13 protein-coding genes are annotated in these 18,548 nt (G+C 65.6%); 9 read left to right on the forward strand and 4 right to left on the reverse strand.

The features are described from left to right. Positions 1 to 360 precede the first annotated feature (360 nt). A complete protein-coding gene (locus tag ACH3VR_RS01320) occupies positions 361 to 1,308 on the reverse strand; it encodes an ROK family protein (protein ID WP_396638942.1) in 948 nt (315 codons plus the stop codon). Between the two features lie 354 nt (positions 1,309 to 1,662). Between ACH3VR_RS01320 and ACH3VR_RS01325 the strand changes: the two genes are divergently transcribed. From ACH3VR_RS01325 to ACH3VR_RS01345, 5 genes are all read left to right on the forward strand, one after another. After that, a complete protein-coding gene (locus tag ACH3VR_RS01325; RefSeq protein WP_396638943.1) occupies positions 1,663 to 2,961 on the forward strand; it encodes an ABC transporter substrate-binding protein in 1,299 nt (432 codons plus the stop codon). A gap of 95 nt (positions 2,962 to 3,056) precedes the next feature. Then, positions 3,057 to 3,995 carry a carbohydrate ABC transporter permease gene (locus tag ACH3VR_RS01330; protein ID WP_396638944.1) on the forward strand — a complete coding sequence of 313 codons (939 nt, stop codon included), beginning with the start codon at positions 3,057 to 3,059 and terminating at the stop codon, positions 3,993 to 3,995. After that, positions 3,992 to 4,900: a carbohydrate ABC transporter permease gene (locus ACH3VR_RS01335; protein WP_396638945.1), complete on the forward strand. Its 909-nt coding sequence runs from the start codon at positions 3,992 to 3,994 to the stop codon at positions 4,898 to 4,900. The genes ACH3VR_RS01330 and ACH3VR_RS01335 overlap by 4 nt, the downstream gene beginning before the upstream one ends. Further along, positions 4,897 to 6,624, forward strand: a complete 1,728-nt coding sequence (locus tag ACH3VR_RS01340) for a glycoside hydrolase family 13 protein (protein ID WP_396638946.1) — start codon at positions 4,897 to 4,899, stop codon at positions 6,622 to 6,624. Before ACH3VR_RS01335 ends, ACH3VR_RS01340 begins: the two co-directional genes overlap by 4 nt. Positions 6,625 to 6,671: 47 nt before the next feature. Beyond that, on the forward strand, positions 6,672 to 9,887 hold the full coding sequence (locus tag ACH3VR_RS01345) for a family 49 glycosyl hydrolase (protein ID WP_396638947.1): 3,216 nt from the start codon (positions 6,672 to 6,674) through the stop codon (positions 9,885 to 9,887). A gap of 357 nt (positions 9,888 to 10,244) precedes the next feature. Here ACH3VR_RS01345 and ACH3VR_RS01350 read toward each other — a convergent pair whose 3' ends face one another. Then, positions 10,245 to 11,318 (reverse strand): LacI family DNA-binding transcriptional regulator, encoded by a 1,074-nt coding sequence (locus ACH3VR_RS01350; protein WP_396638948.1) that lies wholly within the window; start codon positions 11,316 to 11,318, stop codon positions 10,245 to 10,247. Positions 11,319 to 11,409: 91 nt separating this feature from the next. Here ACH3VR_RS01350 and ACH3VR_RS01355 point away from each other — a divergent pair, with 91 nt between their 5' ends. The 4 genes from ACH3VR_RS01355 to ACH3VR_RS01370 are packed head-to-tail and all read left to right on the forward strand — an operon-like array spanning position 11,410 to position 15,953. Continuing rightward, the gene (locus ACH3VR_RS01355; RefSeq protein ID WP_396638949.1) at positions 11,410 to 12,714 is read left to right on the forward strand and encodes an extracellular solute-binding protein; all 1,305 of its coding nucleotides are present in this window, start codon (positions 11,410 to 11,412) and stop codon (positions 12,712 to 12,714) included. 2 nt (positions 12,715 to 12,716) lie between these two features. Then, entirely contained in the window at positions 12,717 to 13,709 is a 993-nt protein-coding gene (locus ACH3VR_RS01360) for a carbohydrate ABC transporter permease (protein ID WP_396638950.1), read from the forward strand. Continuing rightward, positions 13,706 to 14,551: a carbohydrate ABC transporter permease gene (locus ACH3VR_RS01365; RefSeq protein WP_396638951.1), complete on the forward strand. Its 846-nt coding sequence runs from the start codon at positions 13,706 to 13,708 to the stop codon at positions 14,549 to 14,551. Before ACH3VR_RS01360 ends, ACH3VR_RS01365 begins: the two co-directional genes overlap by 4 nt. A gap of 46 nt (positions 14,552 to 14,597) precedes the next feature. After that, a complete protein-coding gene (locus tag ACH3VR_RS01370; RefSeq protein ID WP_396638952.1) occupies positions 14,598 to 15,953 on the forward strand; it encodes a class-II fumarase/aspartase family protein in 1,356 nt (451 codons plus the stop codon). A gap of 327 nt (positions 15,954 to 16,280) precedes the next feature. Here ACH3VR_RS01370 and ACH3VR_RS01375 read toward each other — a convergent pair whose 3' ends face one another. Both ACH3VR_RS01375 and ACH3VR_RS01380 read right to left on the reverse strand, forming a co-directional pair. Further along, positions 16,281 to 17,045, reverse strand: a complete 765-nt coding sequence (locus ACH3VR_RS01375; RefSeq protein ID WP_396638953.1) for an SDR family NAD(P)-dependent oxidoreductase — start codon at positions 17,043 to 17,045, stop codon at positions 16,281 to 16,283. Positions 17,046 to 17,132: 87 nt separating this feature from the next. Next, a complete protein-coding gene (locus ACH3VR_RS01380) occupies positions 17,133 to 18,428 on the reverse strand; it encodes an AAA family ATPase (RefSeq protein ID WP_396638954.1) in 1,296 nt (431 codons plus the stop codon). Positions 18,429 to 18,548: the final 120 nt, after the last annotated feature.

The raw sequence follows: 18,548 nt of genomic DNA on the forward strand, positions 1-18,548 counted from the left end.
CTTCGATAGCGTCTCAGAACTGCTGGGCCACGGTCCACATCCGGGCATTGTGTGAGAGGTGGGTCGCGAGCCGCCTTGAGCGTGTGCGTTAGGTATCCACATTCGGGCACTGCTCGATAGCGGGACGTCGCGTACGCGCGCAGGAGCGCTCGTTTCGGATCCCTATTCGGGCGATGCTCGAAGAGCGGTCCGTCGCGTGCGCGGCGCGGCGCGACCTTCGCCCGGACTTCCGCGTGGTGCTCCCAGATTCCGCGCGCGGCAATCCTCAGGACGCGAACACATCTCCGTAATCAGCCCACCCGTGGCGCAGTCTGCGGGTCGCAGGATGCGGCTAGTTCCAGGGGTATCGGTCCACCGGCGTCAAGTCAGGGGTGCTCCGCCGACGAATGCCTGCACCGCGAGTGCCGCCGCTCCCTGGCACCACTCGGCGTTGTCGCCGTTGGTGACGATGATGGGGGGTGTCGTCGCGTTCGGATCCCGGTCGGCTCGGATGCCATCGATGATGGCGTCCATGGCGACTGTCGCGAGCGCGACTCCCTCTCCGGCGAGGATGATGTGCTGGGGCATTGTCAAGTTGCAGATCGCGGCGAGCAGGCGACCGAGTCCTCGTCCGGCCTCGTCGGCGATGCGCCGCGCCGCGGGCTGGCCTTCAACCGCCAGTGCGATGGCGGCGTCGTAGTCGGTGCTCGACCCGAGCGCTTCTGAGACGCGCCTGCTGATCGCGTCGGAGTTCAGCATGCTCGTTGCGCACCCGCGGTGGCCGTTGGGGCACATCGGACCGTTCGGATCGAGAGGCCAGTGGCCGACGAGTCCGATCCCGTAGTCGTCTCCGACGACCAGTGCGCCGTTTGCGACGAGGCCGAATCCGGTCCCCGCTCCGAGCGAGACGACGGCGAATCGGTCGTCGTGCCGTGCTTCGCCGAACCAGTGCTGATACTCCGTGAATGCGAGGACGTCGTTCTCCACGACCGTGGGGATGCCCGTCGCCTCGGCCAGGAGTGCAGCCAGGGGCACGTCCCGCCAGCCGAGGAATCGAGCGCTCACGATGTGCGCGCGTCCGCTGACGCGGGCGCCGACGCCGATTCCGATGGCACCGATCTCGTGCGCACCCGCGATCTCCCGCACCTGGTCGGCGAGCACCCGCACCACTGACTCGGGGTCTGTCGCCACTATCGGCATCGTGGTCATGCGGAGGATCGCGCCGCGCAGGTTGGTCAGGGCGGTGATGACCTCCTTCTCACGCAGTTTGATGCCGACGAATCGATAGGCGTCGGCATCCACGTCGAGCAGCTGGGTGGGCCGGCCCACACGACCGTCGTTGTGTTCGCCGACTTCGCGGAGGATCCCGCGATCGAGGAGTGGCGCGCTGAGTCTGCTGAGCGAGCCTCGGGTCAGCTTCAGGCGCCGCGCGATATCGACTCGTGAAAGCGGTCCTCGGCGCAGCACTTCGATCGCGACGGGGAGAGAAGCGTCCTCAGGGGTCCACGTCGCGCTTGCGTGACTCACCGATCGTCCTCCCTGATCGCCTGTATGTTGCGATTCAAAGCATATTGGTTCCTGATTCCACTCGCAAATGGCAGTTGACACGCGTATTTGTTTTGGTCTAGATCTATTACAGCCGATCTCGGCTATCCCGAACAAGAACGACCAACGGAGGTCAGCGTGCACAGCAAGGCCAAGAGATGGAGGCGTGCGGCGAGCGTCATCGCGGCCGCCATCCTCGTCGGTGCAGGAGTCACCGCCTGCTCGAGCGGATCCGCGGGAGGAGGTGAGCAGAACACCCTCAAGATCTGGTGGTGGGAGAACGACGACAGCGCACTGGCGGCGGCGTGGAACAAGTCGATCGACATCTTCAAGAAGCAGCACCCCGACGTGAAGGTCGAGTTCGAGCTCAAGACCTACGAGCAGATGCAGCAGTCCGGCCAGCTCCTGCTCGACTCCAATGACGCGCCCGACGTCTTGGAGTACCTGAAGGGCAATGCCACCGCCGGCGTCGTCTCCAAGGCGGGGCTGCTGACCGACCTCACCGACGTCGCCGAGAAGCGCGGATGGGACCTGAGCTCTACGGCGCAGGATGTGGGCCTCTACTCCGAGGGCATCATGGGCAGCGGCGAGCGGTACGGGATCACCAACTACGGCGAGTATGTGCCGGTCTGGTACAACAAGGATCTCTTCGACGAGTACGGCCTTGAGGTGCCCAAGACGTTCGACGAGTTCGAGCACGTGCTGCAGACGTTCGTCGACAACGGCATCACCCCGCTCGCCCTCGGTTCGGCCGACTACCCGGGGCCGCACCTGCTCTATCAGCTCGCGCTCACGCACATGGACGACGCCGACTGGAGCGCGTACCAGCAGTTCGACGGCGACGTGAATTGGGATGCCTGGGAGAAGGCGGCCGCGGCGGTCCAGGACTGGACGAAGAAGGGCTACATCTCCACCGATTCGACGGGCATCGCCGCGCAGGACGCGGGCAACGCCTTCGTCGCGGGCCAGTACCCGATCTTCTTCTCGGGCACCTGGTGGGCCGGCACGTTCGCCGATCAGATCAAGGACTTCACCTTCGATCAGTTCCTGTTCCCCGGCGCGGACCGCTACCCCGGCTCGGGCGGAAACCTGTGGGTCGTCCCCACCAAGGCCCACAACAAGGACCTCGCTTACGACTTCCTCGAGATCACCATGAGCCCCGAGATCCAGAACATGCTCGGCAACGACGGCGGCGTCCCGGTTGCCGCCGACGAGTCGGCGATCACAACCCCGATCGGCAAGCTCACGACCCCGCGGTTCAACGAGCTCCTCTCCGCGAAGACGGGTGGGCTCGGCTGGTATCCGGATTGGCCGGTCGCGGGTATGAACGACGTCCTCATCGCGCAGAACACGGACCTCGTGCTCGGCAACGTGACGCCGAAGCAGGCGGTGGACAAGATCCGCGCGGCCTACGAGCAGGGCGCGCCCGGCAACTGACCGGGTCGAGCGAGACGGGCCTCTGGAACCGATCGCCCCTAAGCGGTGGCGCGGCCACGCGCCGCGCCACCGCCCCGCCGAAAAGGAAGATCTTAATGACGATGCTCCTGCGCGCGCGCCGCGCGCCCCGACCAGCTGCGACCGAGCCGGCTCGCGGGTACTGGTTCTACCTGCTCCCCGGCGCGATCGGCTTCATCGCGATCGTGATCATCCCGTTCGCGATGAACCTCTACTTCAGCCTGACGAAATGGAGCGGTGTAGGAACGCCCGAGTTCGTCGGCTTCGCCAACTACCTCCGCCTCGTACAGGACCCCACGTTCTGGGCCTCCTTCGTCAACAGCATCTACTTCATCGTCGCGATGGCGATCATCCCCACCGTCCTCGGGGTCTTCATCGCGGCCGTCCTGTTCGACTACGTCGCGCCCCGATTCGGTGCGAAGACCGCCAGCTTCCTGCGCGCGACGTTCTACCTGCCGCAGATCCTCCCGATCGCTGTCGCGGGCGTGCTGTGGAAGTGGATGTACCAGCCCCAGTACGGGATCATCAACACGGTCCTCGAGAACATCGGACTGGGCGCATTGCGCCAGAACTGGCTCGGCGACTCCGACATCGCCATCTACTCGGTGATGAACGTGCTCGTGTGGCTGCAGATCGGCTACACCGTCGTGCTCTTCATGGCGGGGATGTCACGCGTGGACCCGTCGCTCTACGAGGCGGCTGAGATGGATGGCGCGAACTGGTTCCAGCGATTCCGCACGATCACCGTCACCCAGCTCCGGCCTGAGATCGCCGTCGTCGTGATCACCACCTCAGTGGCCGCGCTGAAGGTGTTCGCGCCCATCTACGTGCTCACCAAGGGCGGCCCCGGCACCGCGACGATCGTGCCCGCCTACTTCTCCTACTCCAACTTCTTCACCACAACCCAGGTCGGGTACGGCGCCGCTGTCGCGTCGGTGCTCGCGCTCCTGGTCACCGTCATCGCGGTCGCGCTGCTGCGCTACCAGACCCGCAACGCCGAAGGATTCGAGAAGTGACCGTCACCGCCCCCGACCACGGCGTCCTGTTCGACACTTCAGAGCCGCAGCCTGCCAAACCGCGCCGACGTTCCGCCCGCAACCGTCGCGGTGCGCGCGGCTGGGTCATCGTCGCGCTGCTCGTCGTCGTTGCGCTGCTCATGATCTTCCCGTTCTGGCTCGCCCTCATCAACGCGTTCAAGCCGCCGGCCGAGTACATCGAGAACGGGCCTATCGGCATCCCGACCCAGCTCGACTTCACGGCGCTCATCGAGTTCTGGACCGGTGTCGACTTCAATCAGAAGCTCCTCAACAGCGTCATCGTCTCCGGCAGCGTCGCATTGCTCGCGGCGGCGCTGAGCCTGCTGAGCGCCTATGCGATCGGCATCGGCCGGATCAAGGGGCGGGTGTGGATCCTCGCGGTCTTCATGCTCGCCTTCACGATCCCGCAGGAGGCGCTCATCTACCCGCTCTTCATGCTCGCGCGTGACGTCGGCCTGTACGACACGCTCCTCGGGGTCATCCTCATCCTCGCGGTCCTGCAGTCGGCGTTCGGCACCTACATGCTCTCGTCGGTGCTCGGCTCGTTTCCGATGGAGGTGCTCGAAGCCGCGCGGCTGGACGGAGCATCCAGGATCCGCATCCTGTGGCACATCGTGCTGCCACTCACTCGGCCCACGCTCGCCGTGCTCGTGACGTTCTTCTTCATCTGGACGTGGAACGACTTCTTCCTGCCGTTGATCATGCTCCCGTCGTCGGCGAACCAGACCGTGTCGGTCGCACTGGGCGCCCTCAGCGGGCAGTACACGAGCGATCCGACCGCGCTAGCCGCCGCATCGCTCGCCGGAATCCTCCCCGCGATCATCTTCTTCGTCCTCTTCCAGCGCACTCTGATGCGCGGTGTCACCCTCGGAGCCGTCAAATGACCTCGTTGCAGCCCTCAGTCCGTCGTCACCCGAGCGTCCGCCTCGGCGACCCGTGGTGGAAGGGCGCCGTCGTCTACCAGATCTATCCGCGAAGCTTCGCGGACGCGAACGGCGACGGCATCGGCGACCTCCGCGGCATCATCGAGCACGTCGACCACCTCGACCGCCTGGGCGTCGACGTGGTCTGGCTGTCGCCCGTGTACGCATCGCCGCAGGACGACAACGGCTACGACATCAGCGACTACTACGCGGTCGACCCCACCTTCGGGACGCTCGACGACCTCGACGAGCTCATCGGCGCACTCCACGCCCGGGGCATCAAGCTCGTCATGGATCTCGTCGTCAACCACACTTCCGACGAACACGCGTGGTTCCAGGAGTCGCGCGCCGGCCGAGACAGCCCCAAGCGCGACTGGTACATCTGGCGCGACGGGAGCGACGGGCGTGAGCCCAACAACTGGGGCTCGTTCTTCTCTGGTTCGGCATGGCAGCTCGACGAGGCGACCGGGCAGTACTTCCTGCACCTCTTCTCGCGCAAGCAGCCCGACGTCAATTGGGACAACCCCGAGGTCCGCGACGCCGTGTACCGCATGATGAACTGGTGGCTCGACCGGGGCGTCGACGGCTTCCGGATGGACGTCATCAGCTTCATCTCCAAGACGCCTGGACTGCCCGATGGGCCGGTCCGCGCCTCCGGGTGGGGTGATGGCATCCCGTTCTACGGCTCGGGGCCGCGCATCCACGAATACCTGCAGGAGATGCACCGCGAGGTGTTCGCCGGACGCGACGCCGACCTTGTGACGGTCGGCGAGATGGTCGACGTGACGCCCGAACTCGCGCGGCTGTACACCGACCAGGACCGTCGCGAGCTCGACATGGTGTTCCAGTTCGAGCACGTCCGCCTCGATCACGGTCCGGCGGGGAAGTTCTCGCGCAGGCCCGTCGACCTCGTCGAGCTGAAGCGCTCCTTCGCGCGCTGGCAGGAAGCGCTCGCCGACGTCGGCTGGAACAGTCTCTATTGGAACAACCACGACCAGCCCCGTGTCGTGTCGCGCTTCGGAGACGACACCGCGCACTGGTACGAGTCGGCGACCGCGTTGGCAACGGTCCTCCACCTCATGCGGGGGACGCCGTACATCTACCAGGGCGAGGAACTCGGCATGACGAACATGCCGTTCGCCGCGATCGACGAGCTGCGCGACCTCGAGAGCCTCAACCACTACCGCGAGGCGACGGTCGCCAGCGATGCGGAGCGTGCCGCCGAAGTGCTCGCGGACGTCGTGACAGGAGGGCGCGACAACGCCCGCACTCCCGTGCAATGGGACGACAGCCCAGGCGCAGGCTTCACGACGGGCGAGCCGTGGATCCCGATCAACCCGAACCACCGGTGGCTCAACGCCGCCGCGCAACGCGACGACCCGCACTCGGTCTTCGCGTGGTACCGCACTCTCATCGCGCTCCGCCACGAGAACTCCACAGTCGTCGACGGGCGCTTCGGACTGCTGCTGGAGGACGACCCCCAGCTGTTCGCCTACACGCGCACGGGGGAGGATGCCACCCTCCTCGTCATCGCGAACCTGTCGGCCGATCCGGCCCCCGTCGGGCTCGAGCTCTTCGGCGAATGGACGCGGGCCGAGGCGATCATCGGCAACTACCCCGGGGACCACCGGCTCCCGCTCCACCTGCGGCCGTGGGAGGTGCTCGTCCTCACCCGACCCGCCTGATCGCCTCGAACCCCACCCTGTCCACAACGAAGTGAAGGAGCAGTCCCTTGATCACGCCCATTCCCGCCCGGCGTGGCCGGCGCGCCGCAATCGCGGTCGTCGCCACGCTCGTGGCCGCGGCATCCCTCATCCCGCTACCGGCGGCGGCTTCTGCCGGCGCCCCCACCGCGACCGCGCCCGTCACGGCGGACTCCGCTGATCTGCACACATGGTGGCATGACAACGCCGACGCGAATGCGACCGGCCCGGTCGCCGCCGACCGCGTGCGCGAGTCGACCTTCTACGACGTGCGGGTCGCGACCGATGCGGCACCGGATGCGCGGTTCGACTCGTTCACCTACATGAGCCTGCCGCGCAGCGGCAAGGACAAGGTGGGCTACACCGACCAGGACGGAGCGGAGTTTGCGGATGACGCCGACCTGACTATGTCGTGGTCCACGTTCGAATACGCCACCGACGTCTGGGTCGATGTCACGCTCAAGACCGGACAGCCCATCGTCTCGGCCGACCAGGTCACGATCCGGCCCACCGACCTCGGCCTCCAGAAGCAGCTCGTCGACAGCTCGACCATCCGCGTCAAGGTGCCTTACAGCCCGGATGGCTACCGGTTCTCGGTGGAGTTCGACCCGCAGCTCTATACGGCCTACAACGACATGTCGGGAGCGAGCGGATCGCTCACGACGACCGCCGCCGGCAGCCGAGCAGTGCACACCGAACCACGCAACTCGATCATGGTGTTCGCCCAGCCGAAGCCGGCCGGTGCCCTCGCAGAGAAGTACATTCCCACCGAGGCCGACGGATCTATCTACCGGCCCCAGCCCGGACTCGTCGACGATCTCGACGGCGTCACCGCCGACATCCTCTCCTTCGGGCCCGGCACCTATTACATGGGCGCGGACCATCACGCGGTGCTGCCCGCGAACGTCAAGTGGGTCTACCTGGCTCCCGGGGCCTACCTGAAGGGCGCGTTCCAGTTCGTCCATGACACCCAGTCCGAGTACAAGGTCACCGGCTACGGGGTGCTCTCGGGGGAGCAGTACGTCTACGAACCCGACACCCGCAACGGGTACCAGCATCGCGCGGCCGACACGCCCAATTGCCACTCCACCTGCGTCAAGATGCTCCAGTTCGAGTCGTCAAACACGGGTCAGCACCTCGACCTACAGGGCGTGACGATCGCCGAACCGCCGTACCACTCGTTCGTCGTCTACGCTCACGACGCCGCGGGCGAGATCGGCGTGCAGAACTTCCACATGGATGTCGCGAACTACCAGCAGGTCGGCAGCTGGTACTGGCAGACCGACGGCATCGAGCTCTACGACGGCAGCACGATGCGCAACACCTTCTTCCACTCGAACGACGACGTCCTGAAGATGTACCACAGCGACGTCTCCATCGAGAACACCGTCATCTGGAAGAACGAGAACGGACCGGTCATCCAATGGGGATGGACGCCGCGCAACATCTCCGACGTCACCGTCACCAGCACCGACGTCATCCACAACCGCATGTACTGGAAAGACACGAAGTACAACACCTGCATCTTCAACTCCTCGTCGCACTGGGAGGACATGGGCGCCACCAATCGTGCCGACACAGCCACGACGGTGCAGAACATGCGATTCGTCGACACGAGGGTGGAGGGCACCACCAACTGCGCACTCCGGGTCTTCGCACTGTCCAACCTGAAGAACGTCGAGATCGACGGTCTGGCCATCGACGGCTGGAACGACCTCGGCCTCGACCCGCAGGCGAGCCTGTTCAAGCGATACACGGATGCCGCGGGCAACAAGGTCACGATCGGAGACGAGATGCGCGACGGCGACGGCCTTCTCCTGCACGACTACACAGTCGGCGGCGAGAGCATCCTCAAGGCCGGCGACAACTGGGCCTCGAACGAGCTCGGGCGGCTGAACTTCGACCCCGACACCTGGGACGGGTGGAACGCCACCGCCGATGACGAACCGACGGGCACCCCGCCGACCCTCAGGGTCGACGGCCTGGAGGACGGGGAGACGGCGGCATCCCGCACCCTCGCAGTCACGGGCGCGACCGACGGCACCGCGGTCACGGTGACGGTCGACGGCGTCGCGGCTCAGGGCGTCCTCTCCAGCGGACGGTTCTCGGCCGACGTCACTCTCAACGGGATCGTCAACCGGGTGCGGGTCACCGCGACCGCCGCCAACGGTGTCAAGACGTCCACGCGATACACGATCTACGCGTTCGGCACACGGATGGGGTCCGTCGCAGACCCGGTCGGCGACGACCACGGACCAGGTTCGTACGTCTATCCCAGCGACGGCGCGTTCAACCCCGGCAGCCTCGACCTGACCGGCCTCGAGGTCTACCGGGACGGCGGCACCGTGCGATTCGTCATCGGTACCGCGGGCGAGATCCACAACCCGTGGGGAGGGAACGGGATGAGCACCCAGCGGGTGAACATCTACCTCCGAGACCGCGCCTCGACCACCGCGACCCCGCTCCTTCCGGGGACCAACACCTCCGCGCGGGGCGCGTGGTCGAGGGCGATCGTCGCCGACGGCCGCTACGACACCGCGCGCTTCGGGAGCGGAGTGTACGACGCGAGCTTGAACCGCGTCGCCGACGCCACGCTCACGGTGATCCCGTCCGGCAAAATCGTCAGCTCGGTGCCGCTCGCGGCGCTCGGCGAGGCCGACCTTCGCAGCATCGGCTACCAGGTCTCGATGTTCAGCGACGCGGAGGACGGCGAGGGAATCGGAGGCGTTCGCCCCGTCTACGGTGCGGATTGCTGGCATGGGATCGAGTGCCCCTGGTTCGTCGGCCCGTACCGGTTCGGCGGAGGTGCCGGGAACTGGTCCGGCGACGTCGACACCCGCGACACGGATACGTCCGACAGCAACGCCATCGACCTGATCACGGGTGCCGCCGACCAGGCATCCGTGATGGATTGGCGCACCGGACCCGTCATCGCGCCGTATGCCCGCCTTGTCGGCGGATACGAGATCGATGCGCAGTTCACCGTGACGAGCACGAAGGTCAAGGGTCGCCAGGTGCTGACTGTCGCGGCATCCAACGCCGGTGCCGATCCGATCTCGATCGACGTGGTCACGCCCTATGGGAAGATCCCCGCCGGGACTCTCCCTGCCGGTACGAATGTCTCGTACTCGCTGACCACGGGCCTGTCGAAGCTGCCCGGCTTCACCGTGAATATCCTCGCGACCGCGCCCGACGGGACGGTCAAGGCGTACTCCGTCGACTATCCAGGGTCCAAGGCCCAGTAGCTCAGAATCCGTGCGATCAACGGTCGGCGGGCGCGGATCGACCGAAGGGGGCCACACTATGTGGCCCCCTTTGAGCCGCCCGCGCAGCCCATCGTCGCGCGCAGGCCTGCACGACTACCCGATCGGGCAATCGCGGATCGACTGCGGTCGACGAGCAGGAGTGGGAAGGCTGGGCCAGGCAGGCCCACGTTAAGTACGGGTCTCAGCATCGCGGTGAGCGTCGACCCGCCACGTGAAGCCCGAATGAGCGTGCGTGTAAGCACACATCCCAGGTGGGACTGATCGTCATGCCGTTCCTCAGGCGCCCCGATGAGCTTTTCGCTGCGCGCCCCGCTCGTCGATGACGCTGTGCGCGTGTCAACCCGTCTGGACCAGCGTCTCCTTGTCGCGAGCAAGGACTGCGGAGCATCCGCATGACTGGCGTACCCGGAGGGTGGGCAGCACGCGAAGGAAGCCTGCGTTGGTGTCGTTCTCGAGCTGGTCGATGAGGTGCCGCGCTGCCCTTTGTCCGAGGGCGGCGGGGTGTGTCGCCACTGTTGTGAGCGGGGGTTCCCAGAGTTCGGCGGTCGCGATGTCGTCGTAGCCGGTGACGCGGACAGAGGCGGCAAGGTCGCGTATTCGGAGGGCACGGTACACGCCGAATGCAACGCTGTCGCTGTGGCACATGATCGCATCCGGCATGTCGTGCTGCGTGAGCATCTGTTCGGCGGCCCTGAGGCCCCCGCGGCCCGAGGTCTCACTCGTGATGTCGATCACGGATGCCGTGTCCAGGCCGGCAGCGCTCATGGCTTCTGCAAGGCCGGCGCGCCGGTCCGCCCGAGACTGGACTGTCGACGCACCCCCGAGGTACGCGAACGTACGCGCGCCGTGACTGAGCAAGTGCTCGGCCGCGAGTCGTCCACCCGCGACATCGTCTGGACCGACGTACGGCACCGGGTCGTTGTCTCGGATTTGACGGGTCATCATGACGAAGGGGAGCTCGAGGTGCTCAAGGTTGGCCGTGAATTCGGCCCCTGTTCCCGTTGCCGGCGCAAACGCGACTGCCGCGACCTTGTGTGATCGCAGTTCGTCCAGGGCCCGCTGCTGTTGCTGCACGTCGTCACCGGAAGTCGTGAGGATGCAGGAATAGCCGAGGCTTTGGAGTTCCTCCTGGAACCCGCCGATGAGCTCGGCGAAGAACGGGTTTCCCACGTGAGTGACGATCACCCCGATCGAACGGGTGGAGTGGCTCCGCATGGCGGCGGCGGCGCGATCGTAGACGTACCCGAGTTCAGACATGGCCCGCCGGACGCGCTCTCGGGTGGCGGTGCTGACTCGCCCCGTGTCTCGCACCACCAGGGAGGCGGTGGCGCGGGAGACGCCGGCGCGCTCAGCAACGTCGAGGAGCGTGGCCGCTCCAAAGCTGGCCCCCGTCGACTCCTTCGAACTCATGGTTGCATCCTACTGGTAGATGGATCTAGCATGGCTCTCAACCAGAATGCTAGATCGATCTAGCAGATCCGTACTTGATGAGGAGTATCACATGGGCACTGTTCGCAAGGCGGCGACAGTCGCACTCGTCGCCGTCGTCACCGTGCTGTTCGCCGGTTGCTCGGGCGGCGCGAGCTCGACCTCGCCGACCGACACCACCGCGACTCTCGCGCCGAAGGTGAAGGTCATCGACCCCGCCGTGGCAGACGGAGCGGAGGGAAGCCTCACGGTGTGTGGAAGCAAGGACAACTCCGGCGCATGGAAGCTGCTGATGGGTTCCTTCGCCGCCGCGTACCCCGGCGTGACCGCGAACTATCAGGAGCTCGGACCGAACACCACGGACACCCACAACCAGGCGGTTCAGCGCGTCAAGGGTGGCAACACCGACTGCGATGTGTACGCGACGGATGTCACCTGGACGGCGGAATGGGCGAGCCAGGGATGGGTGTACGACCAGTCCAAGCTCGCCAGGAAGGTCGGCGACCCCCTGCTCGAGTCGGCCGTCGCAACGACGGAGTACGCGGGCCGCAACTGGGCGACCCCGTTCTACACCAACGCCGGGCTGCTCTATTACCGCGATGATCGGGTCGCGGCGGCGAAGACCCTGCCCGAGCTCTACAAGCAGGCAGCGGCCGATAAGCAGGATGCCCTGTTGATCGCCTTGTCGGCCTACGAGGGTCTGACCACGAACTTCCTGGAGGTCCTCTACTCTGCCGGCGGGTCCGTGCTGGACAGCTCCGGCAAGGTCGTCATCGACTCCAAGGAGACGAAGGACGCGCTGACGCTGCTCAAGAAGGCGGTGAGTTCCGGTGCGATCGATCCGGCGTCGCTCACCTATGACGACGGGAAAGCAGCGACGGCGTACGCCTCCGGCGCCGGGGCGTACCTGCGCAACTGGCCGAGCGTGTACAACACGACGGCCGCCGCGCCGGCGCTCAGCGGCTCGCTGAAGGTCCAGCCGCTGCCAGCGTTCGACGCGAGCCACCCAGCAGTCGGCGTGCTCGGAGGCTGGAACCTCATGATCCCCCTGCAGACCAAGAACCTTCCCGCGGCGGTGGCTCTGGTCGAGTACGCCAGCGGAGAAGACTTCCAGAAGGAGCTGTTCCTGGATGCGAGCCAGGCTCCCGTGTATGACTCGGTGTACACCGACCCGCAGGTGCTCGCGAAGTTCCCGTTCGCGAAGCAGCTGCACACCGCGGTCACAACCGCCAAGCCCCGCCCGGTCTCGCCGGTCTACCCGCAGATCTCGCAGGCGATCTACGACAACGTGTACGCGGTCATCTCCGGCCAGACGAGCGTCGAAGACGGCATCAAGAAGATGACCCAACAGCTCGAGATCGCACAGGCGACATTCTGACCATGACCGAGACAAGAACCCTCGTTACGGCCCCGGCGACGGGCTGGGGCCGTAACGGCGACAGCGCTCCAGAAGGCAATCGCCCCACAGTGCGCCCCGGCCGGATGGACACCCAAGCACGGCGGGTCGCGATCGGGATGGTCACGCCCGCACTGGTGCTGATGATCCTGGTGGCCGTGGTGCCGATCGGATACGCGATCTGGCTCTCTCTCAACCAGTACAGCCTGATCCACCCCGGTCTGAGCCGTTTCGTCGGCCTCGGAAACTACATCGCACAGCTGACATCGAGCTCCTGGTGGCAGGCGTTCGGATTCTCGTTCGTCATCGGCCTCGTGTCCGTGCCGCTGGAGCTGATCGCGGGCACCGGGCTGGCGATGCTGCTCAACCTCGCGTTCAAGGGACGCGCCGTACTGCGCTCGGTGCTGTTGATGCCCTACGCGATCATGACCGTCGTCAGCGCGATCGTGTGGTCGTCGATGTTCGACCCACATCTCGGGCTTCTGACGACGGTCCTGAAGGCGCTGCACCTTCCCGGCGGAGACGTGGTTTGGCTCGCCAACCCCGGCTTGGTCACGGTCATCATCATCCTCGCCGAAGTGTGGAAGACGGCACCATTCGTCGGGCTGCTTGTGCTCGCCGGACTTCAGGTGATCCCGCAGGATGTGTTCGAGGCCGCCGCGATCGACGGCGCGACTCGCTGGCAGACGTTCTGGCGTGTCACACTGCCTCTGCTCGCCCCCGCGATCGCCGTGGCAGGAGTTCTCCGGCTGCTCGACGCGCTGCGCATGTTCGATCTTCCCTACGTCTTCACCCGGGGCGCGAACGGCACGTCCACGATGTCCGTGCTCGTCTACAACACGCTGTATCAGAACCAGCAGACGGGCGAAGGTTCGGCTCTCGGGATCCTGACGTTCACCGTCGTGATGGTGGTCGCACTCGTCTACATCAGATTCGCGGGCGGAAACCTCCGCCAGATTGCCAAGGAGTCCCGATGAGCAAGGCAGGTTCGATCGGGCAGACCCGCGTGGGCCCGGGACTGTGGGTCCTGGTCATCCTCGTGATGATCATCTCCCTGATTCCGTTCTACTGGCTGATGAACACGTCCCTCAAAGTAGGGTCCGGGCTCGCCACAGCCGACCTATGGCCGAGGAACCCGTCGATCGAGAACTACTTCGTGGTGCTGAGCAACCCGATGTTCCTGCACGCGGTGGCAAACTCGTTCATCGTCGGAATCGTCACCACCGCGCTCGCGCTGCTGTTCGGGGCGAGCGCCGCATACGCTCTCGCGAGGCTGCCGCTCCCGCGCAAGGCGCTGACGCTCGCCCTCGTGACCGCCGTCACCACCTTCCCAGTGATCACCATCGTGGCGCCGATCTTCAACGTGTGGAGCAAGATCGGGCTCTACGACACACTGCCGGGGCTCATCATCCCGAAGCTGACTTTCGCGCTCCCCTTGGCGATCTTCACGCTCACCTCCTTCTTCCGCGAGATCCCGATGGAGCTCGAGGAAGCAGCCGCGATCGACGGCTCCGGCCCGGTCGGCACGTTCGTGCGGGTGATCCTCCCGCTCGCGACTCCCGGGATCGCGACCACCGCGATCCTGGTGTTCATCTCGGTCTGGAACGAGTTCCTCCTCGCGGTGGCGCTCACCTCAACTCCGGCGGCTCGCACGGTGCCTGTTGCGATCGCATTCTTCAGCGGGCCGAACGAGTTCGAGATTCCGGTCGGGCTCATCAGCGCAGCATCCGTCATCTGCACCCTGCCGTTGCTGATCGTCGTGTTGATCTTCCAGAGGCGCATCGTCGCCGGCCTCACAGCCGGTGCGGTGAAGGGCTGACGCTTTCAGCTATCAGGCTGCCGACACACATCACAAGGACCCCAAAATGACCGAATGCAGTAGTGGTCGCTTCACCGACGGCCGCGTCAGCGACCACGGAATCCGCGACGTCTACAGCCCCCGCAATCGGTGGCAGCGCTGCCTGGACGTCGAGGCTGCGCTGGCCGTCGCGCAAGCTCGTCTCGGGCTGATCCCCGAGGGCGCGGCGGCCGCGATCGCGGCCGCCGCCAGCGTCGACAACATCGATCTCGACCTGCTCCAGCAGGAGATCCGCCGGGAGAGTCACCCGTTCATGCCCCTGGTGACCGCTCTCGCCGATGCCGCCGGTGACGCGGGAGAGTGGACGCACTGGGGTGCAGCCACTCAGAACATCACTCAGACCGCCGACGCTCTGCAACTGCGCGAAGCGCACCTTCGCATCGTCGACCTCCTCCGTCAGGTGATGGAAGCAGCGATCGGGCTGGCGCTGCGAACAGCGGATGTCATGATGGCGGGCCGCACACACGGCCAGCACGCCGTGCCCATCAGCTTCGGCTACAAGGTCGCGGTATGGCTCGACCAATACACGCGTCACCTCAACCGGCTTCACGAGGCGGCCGGCCGCGCCCTCGCGGTCATCGCCGGCGGCGCGGTCGGCACCTTCGCCTCCACAGGGGAGGTCGGACTGGCAGTTCAGGAGGAACTCGCCCGCGAACTGGGACTCGGATCAATGCCCATTGCATCCCGCGCCATCAACGACAGCTACGCCGAGTACGTCACCGTTCTCGCGCTCATCGCCGGCACTTCGTCCCAGATCGGACGCGAGATCCACACCCTGATGAAGCCGGAGTTCGCTGAGGCGTTCGAGCCGATCCCCGCCGGCACCGTGGGCAGCTCGACCATGCCGCACAAGCGCAACCCGCAGCTCGCCCAGGACGTCCTCGCCCTGTCCGCTCAGATCCGCGCGCTCGTCCCACTCGCGCTCGAGGCCATGGTCCACGACCATGAAGTCGCCGGTTACGCAACAGACATGATGGAGCAAGCACTCCCGCAAGCCGTCATCCTGACCGGCGACCTCCTCGTTCGCGTCGAGACGATCCTCCGGGGCCTCGTGGTCGACCCGGAGCGAATGAAGCGCAACCTCGCGCTGACCGCCGGGCTCATCGAGTCCGAACGGATCATGATGACGCTGGCGGAGACCCTCGGACGTCAGAAAGCCCATGACATCGTGTATCGCGCCGCCCAGCTCGCCGCCACAAGCCGGACGACCTTCGAGGACGCCCTCCTCGCCGAACCGGAAGTCGTCAAGGTGTTCGCACGGCAAGAGCTCCGCGCCCTGCTCGCGACCCAGCGGACCGGCATCGACGAGCTGATCATCGAACAGACCGTTCGGCGTGCGCGCACAGCACTCGATCTCCAGTAGCCGCGACTGGTTCCCCTGGTTAACACTGCCGATGAGACTCAGGCCGGCCCGATCGTACTTGGGCGACGGGATAAGTAAGGAGGTCCCGAGGTTCACACTTGCCCGCACTGGTCGATCCCCTAGCATGCTGGCGCCTACGTCTGGCCGGCGCTTTGAAGCGATCCCCATGCGGGCAGTGCGCGGAAGAGGCACGTCGCGTCCGCGCCCGGACCCGATCGATTCGGATTCGCATAAGGGATCGCAGGCTAGTAGGGCCGTCACGGGCGCACGCTCCGCGTCGGTGGTCTCGCTTGGAGGTATGCGTTGTGGGGTCCGAGTCGGGCGGGCTCAGCTGCCTCCGGCGACTCGGAGGTCGGCGCCGGAGGTGAATGCGGCGCCCGGGCCGAAGAAATAAGCGACGGCGTCGGCGATCTCGTCGGGATGCGCAGCGCGGCGCAACGGGATGCCCGGCGCACGCTCTTCGGGAGCGTTCGGACGCCCGCCATCGGCGTGGATGGTCGTATAGGTGGTCCCGGGTGAGACCGTGTTCACACGTACGCCCTGCGGGCCGAACTCCTTGGACAAGCCGATGGTCATCGCGTTGATCGCGGCCTTGCTCATCGCATACGGCACGTACGTGTTCGGCGCGCCGCTGGTCGCAGCACCGGAAGAGATGTTGACGATCGTGCCGCCCTCGCCGCCCCTCTCGGACGACATCACCTCGAGCGCGGCGCGCGTGATGGCGATGGGAGCGAGGACGTTGATGCGCAGCATCCGCTCCACTTCGGCCAGGTCGATGTCGATGTAGTCGCCGATCCGCATGGTGACGCCGGCATTGTTGACGAGGCCAGTCAGCCGGTCGTACTCGGCGAGTGTTGCCGGGACCACGCCAGCGGCATCGTCGAGGTCCGCGAGATCTGCCTGGATGAGCAGGACCCGGGCCCCCAGGGCGCGGCAAGCTCCGGCGACGGCCGCGGCCTCGTCGCGAGCGACCCTGTAGGTCAGCGCGAGATCATGGCCGTCGGCGGCGAGTCGTTCTGCGATGGCTGCGCCGATACCGCGGCTACCGCCAGTAACGATCGTGACGGGTCGGGATTCGGTCGAGTGCACCATTCGGCCAGCCTATGTTTCACCGATGTCAGGCCAGGATCCCTCCAGCGCGCAGCTGATTTGAGGTCCTATCGCGGCGTTCAGGGCGCGCTAGCCGAGTGCGGCGGTGATGGCGTCGCACAATGCGTCCTGATCACCCGCGAACTCATGCGGCCCGTGTTCGACAACGTGTGCGTCCACGAGGTTCCCGTCGGAGTCGACCGTCTCCACGATCGCCGTGTACCCGTGGTCCTTCAGCAGGACGCTGCTGTGGGAGGTGTAGACCCGCATGTCAGTGCCCGTGAGGGTGTCGGTGAAAGTAGTGGTGCCGTCAGGGTTGAGCACTCCGCCGTCGCTCCAGGCATCTCGGCCCGAATTGTCCAGGTGCACCACTTTGCCGTTGATCGGGTTGGTCATGGTCTGCAGGACGTGGGCTTCGCTCTGGAAGGATGCGGTGCCAGTCGCGTCGACCGTCGTCTTGAATACCAGGGTCCCCTTGAGCACGTTGTTCACCACCAATCCGCATAGGCAGAGCACGATCTCATCGGGCTTCTGCGGCGCGAACAGCGACTCGTCGAGCTTCGCTGAATAGCCCTGGGCGGAGATGATCTCGGTGATGTCGTCATCGATGGCACGCACGGCGTCCCAGAATTTGAGGAGGTTGGTGTTCTTCGTCCGGTACGGGGTGGTCAGCTCGAAGACCGCACTCTTGGGCAGGAAGGCCGGGGCGAGCGCAAACCAGTTGCCGAACTGGATCGATTCGATCTGGAAGACGTCGCCCACCAAGACGAGCAACGAGAACGACGTCTGGCGGAGCACCTTGAGGAGGTCGGCGTTGCTCACGGTGCTGCACTCGTCGATCACGAGGAGGTCGTAGTGCTTGGCCGACTGGCTGTGGAGGTGTCTGCTAATAGTGCTGAAATCAGAGCCAAGGACGGGAACTCGGCGCTTGAGGTTGTCGACAGCCGGATTCGTGTGCGCGAGGAACAGCTTTTCCTTGTCTGCGAAGTAGCTCGCGATGTGGTTAATCATCGTGGACTTGCCTGTACCGGCAGCGCCGTAGACCATCGCCACACTCGAACGCGTGAAGAGCTTTCGCAGCGCGTCGCGCTTGAGTTCGTCGTCGATGTCGCGGGGCGCTTGATCTAGCCAGTAGTCGACCGCTGCTTCGTAGCCATCGATCCCGGCTGACGCGTAGTCCTGCAGCTCTTCGATGATGGCGGTGGTCTCTTGCTCGTACTCGTTGATGAAGAGATGTCCGCGGTCCTCGACCAGACACCGTGCCGGCTTGTGTTTGTAGTACAACCGCCCGTTGTAGGCACGCATGAGTCGATCGATGTCGCTGAAGCGCTCGAGTTCGTCGCGCGGCGTGTAGAGCATGCCGTGCTGCTCCACGTTGGTCTTCACGTATCTCGCTAGGAGCTCGTGCACTCGGGACCCAGCGTCGAGACTCTCGACGAGGTCGCTGAAGCGGGGGTTGTGCCCCATGAGTGACGTACAGAGCGGCATCGTGTCAAAGGGTTTACT

Origin of the sequence: Microbacterium alkaliflavum, from assembly GCF_044325405.1 — a bacterium.
Classification (GTDB): Bacteria; Actinomycetota; Actinomycetes; order Actinomycetales; family Microbacteriaceae; genus Microbacterium; species Microbacterium alkaliflavum.

Excerpts from the sequence above, each read along its gene's own strand:
- ACH3VR_RS01330 (WP_396638944.1), top strand. The coding sequence starts at position 3,057 with ATGACGATGCTCCTGCGCGCGCGCCGCGCGCCCCGACCAGCTGCGACC.
- ACH3VR_RS01340 (WP_396638946.1), top strand. The coding sequence starts at position 4,897 with ATGACCTCGTTGCAGCCCTCAGTCCGTCGTCACCCGAGCGTCCGCCTC.
- ACH3VR_RS01350 (WP_396638948.1), bottom strand. The coding sequence starts at position 11,318 with ATGAGTTCGAAGGAGTCGACGGGGGCCAGCTTTGGAGCGGCCACGCTC.
- ACH3VR_RS01355 (WP_396638949.1), top strand. The coding sequence starts at position 11,410 with ATGGGCACTGTTCGCAAGGCGGCGACAGTCGCACTCGTCGCCGTCGTC.
- ACH3VR_RS01360 (WP_396638950.1), top strand. The coding sequence starts at position 12,717 with ATGACCGAGACAAGAACCCTCGTTACGGCCCCGGCGACGGGCTGGGGC.
- ACH3VR_RS01365 (WP_396638951.1), top strand. The coding sequence starts at position 13,706 with ATGAGCAAGGCAGGTTCGATCGGGCAGACCCGCGTGGGCCCGGGACTG.
- ACH3VR_RS01370 (WP_396638952.1), top strand. The coding sequence starts at position 14,598 with ATGACCGAATGCAGTAGTGGTCGCTTCACCGACGGCCGCGTCAGCGAC.
- ACH3VR_RS01375 (WP_396638953.1), bottom strand. The coding sequence starts at position 17,045 with ATGGTGCACTCGACCGAATCCCGACCCGTCACGATCGTTACTGGCGGT.